Source organism: Variovorax beijingensis (assembly GCF_007828835.1).
Lineage (GTDB): Bacteria > Pseudomonadota > Gammaproteobacteria > Burkholderiales > Burkholderiaceae_C > Variovorax > Variovorax beijingensis_A.
Map to the genome: position 1 here is coordinate 11,414 of NZ_VIVL01000009.1, position 14,118 is coordinate 25,531.

At 61.5% G+C, this 14,118-nt stretch carries 10 protein-coding genes and 1 tRNA gene; 5 read left to right on the forward strand and 6 right to left on the reverse strand.

Annotated elements, in window-relative coordinates:
* The first annotated feature begins 217 nt into the window (after positions 1-217).
* The 5 genes from FB547_RS23215 (at position 218) to FB547_RS23235 (ending at position 7,414) form a co-directional block, all read left to right on the forward strand.
* Positions 218-2,977: a class I SAM-dependent DNA methyltransferase gene (locus FB547_RS23215; RefSeq protein ID WP_145746016.1), complete on the forward strand. Its 2,760-nt coding sequence runs from the start codon at positions 218-220 to the stop codon at positions 2,975-2,977.
* A complete protein-coding gene (locus FB547_RS23220; protein WP_145746017.1) occupies positions 2,974-3,741 on the forward strand; it encodes a hypothetical protein in 768 nt (255 codons plus the stop codon). The genes FB547_RS23215 and FB547_RS23220 overlap by 4 nt, the downstream gene beginning before the upstream one ends.
* Complete coding sequence (locus FB547_RS23225) at positions 3,728-5,833, forward strand: DEAD/DEAH box helicase (RefSeq protein ID WP_145746018.1); 2,106 nt, start codon at positions 3,728-3,730, stop codon at positions 5,831-5,833. Before FB547_RS23220 ends, FB547_RS23225 begins: the two co-directional genes overlap by 14 nt.
* Positions 5,826-7,013 (forward strand): GIY-YIG nuclease family protein, encoded by a 1,188-nt coding sequence (locus FB547_RS23230; protein ID WP_145746019.1) that lies wholly within the window; start codon positions 5,826-5,828, stop codon positions 7,011-7,013. Before FB547_RS23225 ends, FB547_RS23230 begins: the two co-directional genes overlap by 8 nt.
* Positions 7,014-7,087: 74 nt before the next feature.
* On the forward strand, positions 7,088-7,414 hold the full coding sequence (locus tag FB547_RS23235) for a hypothetical protein (RefSeq protein WP_145746020.1): 327 nt from the start codon (positions 7,088-7,090) through the stop codon (positions 7,412-7,414).
* 135 nt (positions 7,415-7,549) lie between these two features.
* On the opposite strand, the gene FB547_RS23240 is transcribed toward FB547_RS23235, so the two are convergent.
* From FB547_RS23240 to FB547_RS23265, 6 genes are all read right to left on the reverse strand, one after another.
* Positions 7,550-8,395 (reverse strand): hypothetical protein, encoded by an 846-nt coding sequence (locus tag FB547_RS23240; protein WP_145746021.1) that lies wholly within the window; start codon positions 8,393-8,395, stop codon positions 7,550-7,552.
* Positions 8,392-9,120, reverse strand: coding sequence for a hypothetical protein (locus tag FB547_RS23245; protein WP_145746022.1), 729 nt, complete (start codon positions 9,118-9,120; stop codon positions 8,392-8,394). Before FB547_RS23245 ends, FB547_RS23240 begins: the two co-directional genes overlap by 4 nt.
* A gap of 487 nt (positions 9,121-9,607) precedes the next feature.
* Positions 9,608-9,683 (reverse strand) — tRNA-Thr (locus tag FB547_RS23250).
* A 25-nt stretch (positions 9,684-9,708) separates the two neighbouring features.
* Positions 9,709-10,722, reverse strand: a complete 1,014-nt coding sequence (locus tag FB547_RS23255; protein ID WP_145746023.1) for a class 1 fructose-bisphosphatase — start codon at positions 10,720-10,722, stop codon at positions 9,709-9,711.
* Positions 10,723-10,746: 24 nt separating this feature from the next.
* Complete coding sequence (gene pepN, locus FB547_RS23260) at positions 10,747-13,443, reverse strand: aminopeptidase N (protein ID WP_145746024.1); 2,697 nt, start codon at positions 13,441-13,443, stop codon at positions 10,747-10,749.
* Complete coding sequence (locus tag FB547_RS23265) at positions 13,427-14,116, reverse strand: HAD family hydrolase (RefSeq protein ID WP_145746025.1); 690 nt, start codon at positions 14,114-14,116, stop codon at positions 13,427-13,429. The genes pepN and FB547_RS23265 overlap by 17 nt, the downstream gene beginning before the upstream one ends.
* Positions 14,117-14,118 lie beyond the last annotated feature (2 nt).

Here is a 14,118-nt window from a genome sequence, read left to right on the forward strand (position 1 = left end):
TCGATGCGGCAACCCTTCCCGGGCTTTGTCTTTTCCCCGCCAGGGCGCGGGTGACATAGCTAGGGCTGCAAGCGCCGATCCTCGCCGTAGCGGCGTCGGCCAAGTCCTCCTGCGCCTTGATCGATACTGCAGGTTGTGAGGGGGATCGTTCGATGCCTCTAATATCCCGCTGCAACCGCGGCGCCGGCAGATCGGTGTCGCCCCAGAATTCGAGTGCATGAACGCTGTAGAGATCGAAGAGGCCTTATCGACCCTGGCCGTGGAACCATTTGATGGCGCGGAGTTTCCGTTCGCCTTCCTGACAGCCTTTGGCAACAAGGAAACGACCATCAAGAGGCTGCGCAAAGGCGACACCAACGCCTCGGACGTGCCGGGCGGGGTGCTCCAGCGCAACAACATCCACATTGCTACGTGCGCGCCCGGCGCCGTCCACGCCACTTTGCAGGCGTTGCGGGCCAGCGCGAAGACCCAACAAGCCAAGGCCAAGTTCCTCCTGGCCACCGACGGACAGACGCTCGAAGCCGAAGACCTGACCAGCGGCGAGGCTCTGGCGTGCGAGTTTCCGCAGTTCCCCGACCACTTTGGCTTTTTCCTGCCGCTGGCCGGCATTTCCACCATCAAGGAAATCAAGGACAACCCCGTCGATGTCCGCGCGACCGGACGCCTGAACAAGCTGTACGTCGAACTGCTGCAGAACAACAAGGACTGGGCCACCGACGAGCGGCAGGTGGATATGAACCACTTCATGGCCCGCCTAGTGTTCTGCTTCTTCGCCGAAGACACCGACATTTTTCAAGGCTCACGCCTGTTCACGCGAACCTTGGAGCAGATGACCGAGCGCGACGGGTCGAACACCCACAACGTGCTCGAAGCTGTCTTCCGCGCCATGAACATCCACGTAGACGACCGCCCTGCGGCCCAGCTTCCCCGTTGGGCGGAGCAGTTCCCCTACGTTAACGGCGGCTTGTTCTCGGGCAACACCGATGTGCCCAAGTTCACCCGCACGGCCCGCTCCTACCTGCTGCGCGCCGGCGAGTTGAACTGGAAGGAGATTAACCCCGACATTTTCGGGTCGATGATTCAGGCGGTGGCCGACGACGAAGAGCGCGGCGCCCTGGGCATGCATTACACGAGCGTGCCGAACATCTTGAAGGTGCTCAACCCGCTGTTCCTCGACGACCTTCGCGCCCAGTTGGAGGCCGCCGGGGACAACAAGGTGAAGCTGTTGAACCTGCGCAAGCGCATGTCGCGCATCCGCGTGTTCGACCCGGCCTGCGGCAGCGGCAACTTCTTGGTGATTGCCTACAAGCAGATGCGCGCGATTGAGGCGGTAGTCAATCAGCGTCGGGGCGAGTCCGATCTGCGGACGGAGATCCCATTGACCAACTTTCGCGGCATTGAGCTGCGTGACTTCCCAGCGGAAATCGCGCGATTGGCGCTGATCATCGCCGAGTTCCAGTGCGACATGCTTTACCGCGGCCAGAAGGAAGCCCTAGCCGAGGTTTTGCCTTTGGACTCACAGAATTGGATCACCTGCGACAACGCGCTGCGGTTGGATTGGCTGGCTATCTGTCCCCCCACGGGAACGACCGTCAAGCTCGTAGGGGATGACCTCTTTGATACACCGACTGACCAAGCGGAGATCGATTTTAAAAACGAGGGCGGAGAAACTTATATTTGCGGCAATCCACCCTACAAGGGAAGGAATAAAAAAGGCGAATCGGAAAAGGCCGATGCCGCCTATGTTTTCTCGGCTTTTCGTGGCTCATACGCATCGTTGGACTATGTCGCAAACTGGGTCTTTAAAGCGGCACAGTACTGCAACGCCACCAGCGCGTCTGCTGGTCTCGTTGCAACGAAGACCATTTGCGAGGGAGAACAAGTTGCTCTCTTATGGCCCCTGGTATTTGATCTCGATATGCGAATCTCATTCGCCCATACCTCTTTTCACTGGTCTAATCTCGCGGCCAATAAGGCTGGCGTAAGCGTTGTTATCGTCGGGATTTCACCAAAAGACCAAGGCACGCCTTGTCTATTGATCTCGGATAATGTGGCTAGAGAAGTTGAGGCAATAGGTCCTTACCTAGTTCCTAATACGACTGTAGTTGTCTCCGGTAGGAGCGAGCCGATCTCAGCAATCGGTCAGATGTACTTGGGAAATATGTCTAAAGACGGTGGAAATCTGATCTTTAGCAAGGATGAAGCGCGACGATTAGTGGCCCAAGATGGCGTGAATCCTTCACTCGTTCGAGACTATTTTGGCTCGGAAGAGTTAATTCATTCAAAGCCGAGAGCCTGCCTTTGGGTGGAGGATGAATCACTTGAATTGGCAATGAAGAGCGGAGCCGTAGTTAAAATTCTGGACAAGGTTCGAGAGTTCCGTCTTGCAAGTGATGCGCCTTCGACTAGGGCTAAAGCTACGGTCCCTCATCGTTTCATCCAAAAGTCTGCCAAAAATGGCGATCGGGCTATTGTAGTTCCCAGTATTTCCTCTGTAAATCGACCATACCTCCCTGTTGACTATTTTCAGGCCGGTCCAGTTATAAGTCACAAATGCTTTGCGCTCTATGATGAGCCGCTTTGGAATTTGGCATTAATTGCTTCAAAGATGCATTTGGTGTGGATTGATGCCGTTTGTTCAAAGCTTAGAGCGGACTATTCATATGGCAACAAACTTGGATGGAATACATTTCCAATCCCGTTGTTGACCGAGCAGAATAGGATGGATTTGTCTCGCTGTGCGGAGGAAATTCTCTTGGCTCGCGAAGTGCACTTCCCGGCAACTATTGCCGACCTATATAACGCAGAAAAGATGCCGGAAAACCTTCGTCAGGCCCATGATCGGAACGACGAAGTGCTCGAGCGCATCTATATCGGCCGGCGTTTTCGAAACGACACCGAGCGGCTGGAAAAGCTGTTCGACCTCTACACCAAGATGATTGCTCAGGCTGGGCCGAAGACTGGAAGAGCCAAATGAGCCTGCTTGCTTTTCAAATGTGGGAGCCAACGCGGCAAACCTGGATGGCGGAGCATCGCTTCTATTTCGAGCAGGCCCGCAAACGCCTGCTGACCCAATTCGACAACATCGAAGCAGAAGCCAACAAGGCAGCCGAGGAATATCTAAAGCAAACTTCGAGGTTCTTCAACCCTGACTCCGACGATGTAGGCGACTTTTACGAATCAGCCAACGACAAGGGTATTGAGTTCTACCTGTTGTTGAGGGACATGCTGGAACGGACCCGACTGAGTGTCATTGCGGGGATGTATCACGAATGGGACAAGAAGCTGCGAGAGTGGCTTACTAAAGAACTGCGCAGTTGGCACCATGGCGACAATCTCGTGAGGGCCATTTGGAAGGCCGACATTTCTTCAGTGTTCGACCTGCTTCTCGTGCTCGATTTCGATGCCAGCGCCGTCACCGGATACGAGCGACTGGACGCAATGCGGCTGGTGGTGAACGTGTTCAAGCATGGAGACGGGACTTCACTCGATCAACTGAAGGAAAAGTATCCGGAATTCGTTCTCGACCCGATTGGCGGGGACGACGAATATCGATCCCACTTCCTCGATCACACCAACATGAAGGTCACGGAAGGACATCTCGAGGAGTTTTCGGCCGCCATTTTGGGATTTTGGCAAGCAGTTCCCAAGGAAATGTGGGTCAAGCAGGAAGAGGTTGAAGTCCCCATGTGGTTCGAGAAGGCATATCTAAAGGACAGAGCAGAACATGAGCGCGCCTGAAAATCCGACCAACCAATATACCGTCCCCTCTGTTTCAATTGCTACGGCGCGCACGGGGGCGTCCGGGAAGGTCAACGCCCTGGGCATGCGCCCGATGCAAGAGCGCGCTTACGCCAAGCGCGGCGAGCAATACCTGCTTATCAAGTCGCCGCCGGCGTCGGGCAAGTCCCGGGCACTGATGTTCATTGCCCTGGACAAGATCCAGAACCAGGGCTTGAAGCAGGCCATCATCGTCGTGCCCGAGCGCTCCATTGGGGGCAGCTTCGCCGACGAAAAACTGACCGAGCATGGATTCTGGGCGGACTGGGTAGTGCGGCCGCAATGGAACCTGTGCAACGCGCCCGGCGAAGACAACGGCAAGGTGGCGCCATCCAAGGTCAAAGCCTTGGGCGCGTTCCTGGCCAGCGCAGACACAGTGCTGGTGTGCACCCACGCTACGTTCCGGTTTGCTGTGGACGAATTCGGCATTGAGGCCTTCGACGGCCGGCTGATCGCCATCGACGAATTTCATCATGTCAGCAGCAACCCGGACAACAAGCTGGGTAGCCAGTTGGGCCAGCTCATCACCCGCAACCAGGTTAACGTGGTGGCCATGACCGGCTCCTACTTCCGCGGCGATACCGTGGCAGTGCTGGCGCCCGAAGACGAGGCGCGGTTCGAGACAGTGTCCTATACCTACTACGAACAGCTCAACGGCTACACCTATTTGAAGTGGTTGGACATCGGCTATTTCTTCTACACGGGCCGGTATCTGGACGCCATCATGAAGGTGCTGGACCCGTCGCAGAAAACCATCGTCCACATCCCGAACGTCAATGCACGAGAGAGCCTGAAAGACAAGCACAAGGAAGTTGACGAGATTTTGGGAGCCTTGGGGGAGTGGAAGGGCCGGGATGAAACCACGGGGTTTCACCTGATCGAGCTTAAGGACGGTCGAACAATCCACGTGGCCGACCTGGTCGACGACAGCGACGCGTCCCGCCGCTCCAAGGTGCTGTCCGCATTGAAGGACCCCGCGCAAAAAGATAACCGGGACAACGTCGACATCATCATTGCCTTAGGGATGGCCAAGGAAGGGTTCGACTGGATCTGGTGCGAGCACGCGCTGACCATCGGCTACCGCAGCAGCCTGACCGAAATCGTGCAGATCATCGGCCGGGCCACCCGCGATGCGCCAGGCAAGGAGCGCTCACGCTTCACCAACCTCATCGCCGAGCCGGCCGCGGACGAGGCAGTGGTGGTGGATGCGGTGAACGACACCTTGAAGGCGATCGCGGCCAGCCTGCTTATGGAGCAGGTATTGGCTCCGCGTTTTGAGTTCACACCGAAGAACCAAGGCCCGAAGGACGGGTTCGACTACGGCGAAGGCGGCTACCAGGAAGACAAGTCCAACCTGGGCGTGAACGCCAAGACCGGCGAGGTCCACGTGGAGATCAACGGACTGGCCGTGCCCAGGTCCGCTGAAGCGGCACGCATCTGCCGCGAGGACTTGAACGAAGTCATCACTGGGTTCATCCAGGACAAGACCGTCCTGGAGCGCGGTCTGTTCGACAAGGACAACACGCTGCCGGAAGAATTGACCCAGGTGCAGTTGGGCAAGATCGTGCGCGACCGCTATCCCGACCTGAGCGAGGAAGACCGGGAGGCAGTGCGCCAGCACGCTATCGCCGTGCTCAACATCACCCAGCAGGCCAAACAGAAGTTGGCCGAAATGGACGCCAAGGGTGAGCAGGGAAACACCTCGCTCATCGACGGTGTGCGCAAGTTCGTCAACGTGCGGGATCTGGACATCGACCTCATCGACCGGATCAATCCGTTCGACGCGGCCTACGCGGTGCTGGCCAAAGCCATGGACGAGAAGGTGCTGCGCCAGGTTCAGGCCAGCATCGCCGCCAAGCGCGTGGCCATTCCCCTCGACGAGGCCCGCGACCTAGCCAAGCGGGCGCTGCTGTTCAAGAACGAGCGGGGCCGGGCGCCGGACATCAATTCGTCTGACGCCTGGGAGCGCAAGATGGCCGAGGGCGTGGCCGCGCTGGCGCGCCACCTGGCCCAGCAGAAGGCGGCCGATGCGCGAGGAGGCACGAATGGTTGATATGGAAGACGAAGACCTATTGGCCGCGCTAGGCGTCGAAGTCGCGCCCCTCAACACTGGCAGTCACACACCGCAGGAAGAACGCCTCATCGCTGGGTTCGAAGACATCCTGCGCTTCGTCAAGACTCACGGCCGGGCTCCGGAGCACGGCGAAGAGCGCGACATTTTCGAACGGCTCTACGCGGTGCGGCTCGACCGCCTGCGCGCCCTCACGTCCGCGCACCCGCTGCTCGCGCCCTTGGACACACACGGCCTGCTAGCGGCATCGTCCAGCCGGACCACGCCCGAAGTGGCCGATGGGCTGGACGACGAAGCTTTGCTGGCCGAACTGAGCCTGGCTGGCGACGGTGGCAGCGACGACATCACCCAATTGCGACACGTCCGTTCCTTCGAAGAGCGCAAGGCTGCCGAGGACATCGCCAACCGCACAAAGTGCGAAGACTTCGAGCGCTTCCAGCCGTTGTTCGAGCGGGTGGAGAACGACCTCAAATCGGGGGTACGAAGGACGCTGCGATTCGGGCGCGACGCCAGCGTGGCAGAGGGCAATTTTTTCATCTTGGGCGGGCAGGTGGTTTACGTCGCCGAGATGGGGGAGACGTTCCGCACGCCCAACGGCGAGCCCGACGCCCGCCTGCGCGTGATCTTTTCCAATGGGACCGAAAGCAACCTGTTGCAGCGCTCCCTCCAGCGGGCGCTCTACAAGGACGAAACGGGACGCCGCATCACCGATGCGGACGCTGGTCCCCTATTCGCCGACAAGATGGAGCCGGACGACATCGTCCATGGCACCATCTACGTCCTTCGCAGTCTGTCCGACCACCCGTTCGTGGCCGAGCACCGTGAGTTAATCCACAAGATTGGCATCACCGGCGGCAAGGTCGAGACTCGCATCGCTAACGCCGCCACGGATGCCACCTACCTGCTGGCCAAGGTCGAGATCGTGGCCACCTATGTGCTGTCGAACCTCAACCGCACCCGCTTGGAGAACCTGTTTCACCGCATCTTCCAAGAGGCGCGGCTGGACCTGACGATCGAGGATCGGTTCGGCAACCCGGTCCAGCCGCGTGAGTGGTTCTTGGTGCCGCTCCATGTCATCGATGAGGCGGTGCGGCGGATCCAGGATGGGTCGATTACCGATTACGTCTATGCCGCATCGCAAGCGGCGCTGGTGCGTCGCTGACGCGAAGCATAAGGGCGATGTCGCAAAGCACTGCGACGCATCAAGCGCGGCATCCTGCCGTAGGAGGATCGAGCATGGCATTCATGACGTTGTTGGCAATCGATGAGTGGGTGACGGAAAAGGGCGGAGGCGAGACCGGCGAGGCAGCGCTCCGCACTTCGCTCGCTCGCGGCGACTTCAATGACAACCGAACCATAGGCCTCGTGAAGGAATGGTTGCGGTGCGAGGAAGAAAAGCGCCTCGACGAGTACTCGCGTAGCGCCGTTGGCGCGGCCGTGCGGTCGGCCGTGGCTTCGGAGCGGTCAGCCAAGTACACCCTGTGGGCGGCTGTTGCGGCGCTCGTCGCTGCTGCTGTTGCAATTGTCCCAGTCGTGAGCGGTTGGTTTCGAACTTGCGGGTGAGGGCGGTTGAGCTGGTTTCGTGTTACACGGACGGTCAATCGGTCGAATAGACGCGGTGCCTTCCATGGAAAGCGCTAATGAAAAAGCCCGCGCGCGGCGGGCCAAGTCCAGAGGTGAGCAATACTCAGAGGTCGCTCAGGCGCTTGCTACTTCAATAACTCGATCCGCACCCTCGAGGGCGGTGTGCACCGCATACCACTGCATGTGCATGGCATCGACCTCATCCTCGATTTCCTTTCGATTGATGCCAAGCTGATCCCTTTGCTTGCTGCCAAGGGTTGCATCATCCGGGCGCGGCACCGCAGCAATCAGTGCAGCTTGCACTATTCCCGAAATCTCTCGGGCACGCTGTAGTTCAAAGATGCGCGCTCTCGCATCGCGCACGCTTGGATTTTGGCGGACCGGGTGCAGAACTACGAAGTGCATCACGATCTTGGGCGACAGGAAGCCAAACCGAACGGGCTGACCGCCTTCGATTAGCGTGCTCGGACGGCCGAAATATCGCAGCAAGTCGGGCCGGCGCAGCGCAACGGTGTCGCGCACCTCGGTGCTAAATCGCCGATTGACTTCTTCGTTCTGAGGCGCATCGGCCTCGTCTGCGTCGTCGAGCTTGTCGAGGTTCGCTAAGCTGCTGTACAGCAAGGCGGCAGTGCGTAGCAAATCAGCGGCCGACGAGGCGCTCGTCTCCCGCAATGGTCCCGGATGCAAGCCGCCCAGCGAAACATTCAACGACTCGGCACCGTCCACCGTTGCGGCCGCGGCCTGATATAGCCCCAGGCCGTAATCGATCAAGCGCCGCGCAGCGGCCGACGAGGCGCCGTAAAGTGAATCGAGCACGTCATCGCGAATGATCCGCGCGCTGGACCATCTACCGCCGTATCGATGCAGCACGCCAACCATGATGCGCTCGCCCGTACCCGCGACGGGCTCCCAGAAGAGTGGACGCCACGGCGTGAGTGCGGGTGAAAGTGCTTGCATCAAGGTGATAGTAAGTCGTGCGGCTGGGGAAAGCGAGCTAGCACCAGCATTCCCAAGCGCGCAACGCGGTCAGCTACGAAGTTCGCCTTTTCGAAGCTCCCGACGGCATCCGACGTGGCCAGTGCGGCGGTCTCGATATGGGAACGATCGAGAGCCAAGGACTGAGCGATGGCTGAAGCCTGAACCATGTCCGCACTGCCCACCATTACGGCCATCGTCGCTAGCTTGTTCAGGTCATCCATGTGCGCGCCCTCGCCAAGTGCCATGGCGTGGTCTATCCAAGTCTCTGCCGCGCCATCCCACAGGATGTTGCCGAGATTGCGGTCTCGATTGTCGATCGCCTCGTCGGCAGCCAGCGCCAAAGGCGTGCTCGCGAAGCTGCTCGTAAGCTCCGCTGCCAGCTTGATGGCAGCGTCGCGCAGCGGCCCTTCAGGCAGCGCGTTGATGCCGAGGCGCTGCTTGAGGCTTGGATAGCCGGCATCGGCGCTGGCGAAAGCGATCCCGCCGTCAACCTGCACGACATACGGGGTCGGCACATCCAATCCCCACGCCTTCAGCAGCAGTGCGCTGAAACACTCCGCAGCGACATGCCCGAGAGGTGCGCGCTTGAGAACAGCGGCGTGCAACGTGCCGTCTGGCAGAGTAAGGACGCAGCGCTTCGCATCGGTGATGCCGTCGCCGGCGTCTGACTCGCTGCCTTCCACCAAGGTGGCCACCTCGATTTTCATTCGCTATCTCCTGACGGTTGGCCGTCGCGATGATTTAATTGGTCGTCTGGCTCGCCATCATCTCGACCAGCCGCAGCCGGTCAAGTTTCTCCCCTTACAGACGACCTCGCCGAAAGTGTCATTTTCGATGCGCGAGTGACCGTCGTGGACGTGGGCATGAATGCCAAGCTCTTGAGGCCGCTCGGCGGTCCAGACCGCGGCCGGAGTGGACGCCCACGCCTCCTTAGCGATACGGCTGATGAAAACATTTTTGGGAATCCGTGCAGCCAGGGGTGGGCGGCCCAGTCGCACCATCAAGTCTCCACAGCTTGCGTCGCGGTGTTGATTCGTCGATCTACAAACATGCCGCTCCTCGCGTTGTTCTGACCCGAAGTGCAAGTGCGCAGAAAACTCGGAACCAATAGCCCCGTGGCTACATGGTGGCTACATGACACCACAAAGCAAAAAGCCCGCTATCTTTTCGATAGCGGGCTTTCCTTACTGCGATTGGTGCCGGAGAGATGAATCGAACACCCGACCTTCTCATTACGAATGAGCTGCTCTACCGACTGAGCTACACCGGCGAAGCCTCGGATTATAGCAACACCGTCAGGCCTTTTCGGCGTGGTACTTGGTCAAACGCTCGACTTCGTTACGCGAACCCAACATCACGCTCACGCGCTCGTGCAGTTTGGTGGGCTTCAGGTCGAGGATGCGCTGCTTGCCGTTGGTGGCCGCGCCGCCGGCCTGCTCGACCAGCCAGCTCATCGGGTTGGCCTCGTACATCAGGCGCAGCTTGCCGGCCTTTTCGGGCTCGCGCTTGTCCCACGGGTACATGAACACGCCGCCGCGCATCAGGATGCGGTGCACGTCGGCCACCATGCTGGCAATCCAGCGCATGTTGAAGTCCTTGCCGCGTGGGCCTTCCTTGCCGGCCAGGCATTCGTCGATGTAGCGCTTCATGGGATCGTCCCAGTGGCGCATGTTGCTCATGTTGATCGCAAATTCCTTGGTGTCGGCCGGAATCTGGATGTCCTCCTGCGTGAGCACGAAGCTGCCTTGCTCGCGGTCGAGCGTGAACATGGCCACGCCGTTGCCCACGGTGAGCACCAGGGTGGTCTGTGGGCCGTAGATGCAGTAGCCGGCCGCCACCTGCTGGGTGCCGGGCTGCAGGAAGTCGGCTTCCTGCACGCCGGGGGTGTCATCGGGCTTCTTCAGCACGCTGAAGATGGTGCCGATGCTCACGTTCACGTCGATGTTGCTGCTGCCGTCGAGCGGGTCGAACATGAGCAGGTATTCGCCCTGCGGGTAGCGGTTGGGCACCACGTAGATGCTGTCCATTTCCTCGCTGGCCATGGCCGCGAGGTGGCCGCCCCATTCGTTGGCCTCGATCAGCACTTCGTTGGCGATGATGTCCAGCTTCTTCTGGATCTCGCCCTGCACGTTCTCGCTCTCGGCAGTGCCTAGCACTCCCCCCAGCGCGCCCTTGTTGACGGCCTGGCTGATGCTCTTGCAGGCGCGGGCCACCACTTCGAGCAAGAGGCGCAGCTGGCCGGGAATAAGGCCGTCGGCGCGCTGCTTTTCGACGAGGTAGCGGGTGAGGGAGATCTTTTGTTGAGCCATGTGCTTTCTGTGTTCCTTGCTTGTTCAGTTACCGGCCAGGGCGCGGGTCACCACTTCGTGGGTGTCTTTGCTGAGGTCGGGCTTGGCCGCCACGCGGGCGATGGCTTCACGCGCGGCGCTGCGGTAGGGTTCGGCCAGCTTGCTCCAGCGGTCGAGCGCGCGGGCGAGGCGGGCGGCCACCTGGGGGTTGATGGCGTCCAGCTCGATGACGCGCTCGCTCCAGTACACGTAGCCGGCGGCGTCGGGGCGGTGGAAGGCGCCGGGGTTGGCGCTGCAATAGCTGAAGATCACGCTGCGGGCGCGGTTGGGATTCTTGATGGAGAAGTCGGGGTGCTTCATCAGCTGCCTGACCAGCGGCAGGATGTCGCCGCCGCGGTCGGGCGCGCCGGCCTGCAGCGAGAACCACTTGTCGATGACCAGGGCCTCGTCCTTGAAGAGAGCGTGGAAGCGCGCCAGCGCCTGCGCGGCCAGGGTGTGGCCGGACGACACCAGCGCGTTGAGCGCGTTGAAGCGGTCGGTCATGTTGCCGGCGTCCTTGAAGCGCTGCAGCGTCTTGCCGGGCCACACGGTGTCGCCCGAGGAGCGCGCCGCCAGGCACAGGAAGTTGAGCGCCATGCCGGCCAGCGCGCGGCGGCCCGACGAGGTCGGGTCGGGCGTGTAGGCGCCGGTGTCGTGGTTCTCTTCATACGCCCACTGCCAGTCGGCGAAGAGGGCGGTGGCCAGCTGGGCGCGCATGGCTTCGCGCACCAGGTGCACGCGCTGCGGATCGACCACGTCGAGCTGCTCGGCAATGTAGGTTTCCGACGGCAGCGTGAGCACCAGTTCCTTGAAGGCGGCGTCGAGCTGGGGGTTGCGCAGCACGCTGCGCATGGCGTCGATGTAGGCGTCGTTCAGCACCGGGGTGGTTTCGGTCGCCCGCGCCGCAATGCCCTGCAGCGCGGCGCGCAGGCCCAGGCGCTGGCCGGCTTCCCAGCGGTTGAACGGGTCGGGGTCGTTGGCCAGCAGGGTGAGCAGCTGGGCGTCGGTGTACTCGAAGTCCAGGATCACCGGCGCGCTGAAGCCGCGCAGGATGGAAGGCACGGGCTCGGCGTCGAGGCCCACGAAGGTGATCTGCTCGCCGGCGCGCGAGAGCACCAGCGTGCGGGTGCCGCGCGTGACTTCGTTTTCGCCCTGGAGCTGCAGCGGCAGTTCGCGGCCGCTCGCATCGAGCAGGCCGATGTTCACCGGAATGACGAAGGGTTCCTTGGTCGCCTGGCCCGGCGTGGGCGGGCAGCTTTGCACCACGCTCAGGGTGTAGCTGCGGTTCTGCGCGTCGTACACGCCGTGCGCGGCCAGGCGCGGCGTGCCGGCCTGGCTGTACCAGCGCTTGAACTGGGGCAGCAGGCGGGCGAGTTCCGAATCGGGGTTGGCGTCGGCAATGGCCTGGGCGAAGTCGTCGCAGGTCACGGCCTGGCCGTCGTGGCGTTCGAAGTAGAGCGTGATGCCGCGCTCGAAGCCCTTGCGGCCGACCAGCGTCTGCATCATGCGCACCACCTCGGCACCCTTTTCGTAGATGGTGACGGTGTAGAAGTTGCTGATCTCGATGTAGCTGTCGGGCCGCACCGGGTGGGCCATGGGGCCGGCGTCTTCGGGGAACTGGGCGGTGCGCAGCACGCGCACGTCCTCGATGCGCTTGACGGCGCGGGCCGAGGGGTCGGCGCACAGGTCCTGGCTGAACTCCTGGTCGCGGAAGACGGTGAGGCCTTCCTTCAGCGACAGCTGGAACCAGTCGCGGCAGGTGACGCGGTCGCCGCTCCAGTTGTGGAAGTACTCGTGGCCGACCACGCTTTCGATGTTGCTGTAGTCGGCGTCGGTGGCGGTGGCCTGGTTGGCCAGGACGTACTTCGTGTTGAAGATGTTCAGGCCCTTGTTTTCCATGGCGCCCATGTTGAAGTCGCTGGTGGCGACGATCATGAAGCGGTCCAGGTCCAGCGGCAGGCCGAAGCGGGCCTCGTCCCAGAGCACGGAGTTGACCAGCGAGTTCATCGCATGCTCGGTCTTGTCGAGGTCGCCGGCGCGCACGTACACCTGCAGCAGGTGCTCCTTGCCGTTGCGCGCGGTGATGCGCTGCTCGCGCGCCACCAGCTTGCCGGCCACCAGCGCGAACAGGTAGCAGGGCTTCCTGAAGGGGTCGACCCACTTGGCGAAGTGGCGGCCTTCGGGCAGCTCGCCTTGCTCGACGAGGTTGCCGTTCGACAGCAGCACCGGGTAGGCGGCCTTGGCGGCGCGCAGCGTCACGGTGTACATCGCCATCACGTCCGGACGGTCGAGAAAGTAGGTGATGCGGCGGAAGCCCTCGGCCTCGCACTGCGTGAAGAAGGTGTCTTCGCTCACGAACAGGCCCATCAGCTTGGTGTTCTTGATGGGGCAGCAGGTGGTGAAGATTTCGAGCTCGAAAGCGTCGGGCAAACCGTCGATCACGAGCTGGTCGCCTTCCATGCGGAACGATGCGCCCTGGCCGTTGACCAGCACGCGCGCCAGGTTCAGCTCGTCGCCGTCCAGGCGCAGGGGCTGGGCCGGCGCGTCGGGGTTGCGGCGCAGTTGCATGCGGTTGAGCACGCGGGTCTTGGCGGGGTCGAGGTCGAAGGTGAGGTCGACGGTGTCGATCCAGAATGCCGGGGCGGCATAGTCTTCGCGGCGAATGGCAATCGGTTGCCCTTGGGCGTCACGCTGCAGCAGCATCGAGTGTCTCCAGAAAATTCGAATGGGCGAGTTCGTCGTAGTCGCGAACGGCGGCAATCACATGGGGGCCGGCAAGCTCGGCGGCGGTATGGGTGCTGCACACGGCCACGGCACGCATGCCGCCGCGGCGCGCGGCCTCGATGCCGAAGGGGGCGTCTTCAAAGACGATGCAGCGCTCGGGCGCCACGCCGATGCGGCGCGCGGCTTCCAGAAAGATCTCGGGCGTGGGCTTGCCGGCAAAGCCTTCGTCGCCGCCGACGATGGCCAGCGGCAGCGGGTCCATCTTCAGGCGCGACATCGCAAACTCGATGTTGTGCCGGTCGCCGGCCGTGCCCACGGCCACCTTCAGGCCGCGTGCCACGGCGGCCCTCGCAAAGGCGGTGAAGCCGGCCACTTCGGTGAAGTTGTCGTGGAAGAGGGCGCGGTAGATCTCTTCCTTCTCGTGCACCAGGCCCAGGCACTCGTCGTCGGAAAGTTCGCGCTCGAACAGCTGCCGCATGCTCTCGGTACCGGTGCGGCCCGTGGTGCGCGCGAGGATCTCGCTCACGTCAAGCTTCACGCCGTGGCGCTCTGCAAACTCCACCCACGAGCGCGCATGCCAGGGCATGGAGTCGATCATGGTGCCATCCATGTCGAAGATCAGGGCTTCGACCTTCCCGTGCGTCAGGCTCATCG

Bases quoted from the DNA above. Each gene is read 5' to 3' on its own strand.
- FB547_RS23215 (WP_145746016.1), top strand. From the start codon at position 218: ATGAACGCTGTAGAGATCGAAGAGGCCTTATCGACCCTGGCCGTGGAA.
- FB547_RS23220 (WP_145746017.1), top strand. From the start codon at position 2,974: ATGAGCCTGCTTGCTTTTCAAATGTGGGAGCCAACGCGGCAAACCTGG.
- FB547_RS23225 (WP_145746018.1), top strand. From the start codon at position 3,728: ATGAGCGCGCCTGAAAATCCGACCAACCAATATACCGTCCCCTCTGTT.
- FB547_RS23230 (WP_145746019.1), top strand. From the start codon at position 5,826: ATGGTTGATATGGAAGACGAAGACCTATTGGCCGCGCTAGGCGTCGAA.
- FB547_RS23235 (WP_145746020.1), top strand. From the start codon at position 7,088: ATGGCATTCATGACGTTGTTGGCAATCGATGAGTGGGTGACGGAAAAG.
- FB547_RS23245 (WP_145746022.1), bottom strand. From the start codon at position 9,120: ATGAAAATCGAGGTGGCCACCTTGGTGGAAGGCAGCGAGTCAGACGCC.
- FB547_RS23255 (WP_145746023.1), bottom strand. From the start codon at position 10,722: ATGGCTCAACAAAAGATCTCCCTCACCCGCTACCTCGTCGAAAAGCAG.
- pepN (WP_145746024.1), bottom strand. From the start codon at position 13,443: ATGCTGCTGCAGCGTGACGCCCAAGGGCAACCGATTGCCATTCGCCGC.
- FB547_RS23265 (WP_145746025.1), bottom strand. From the start codon at position 14,116: ATGAGCCTGACGCACGGGAAGGTCGAAGCCCTGATCTTCGACATGGAT.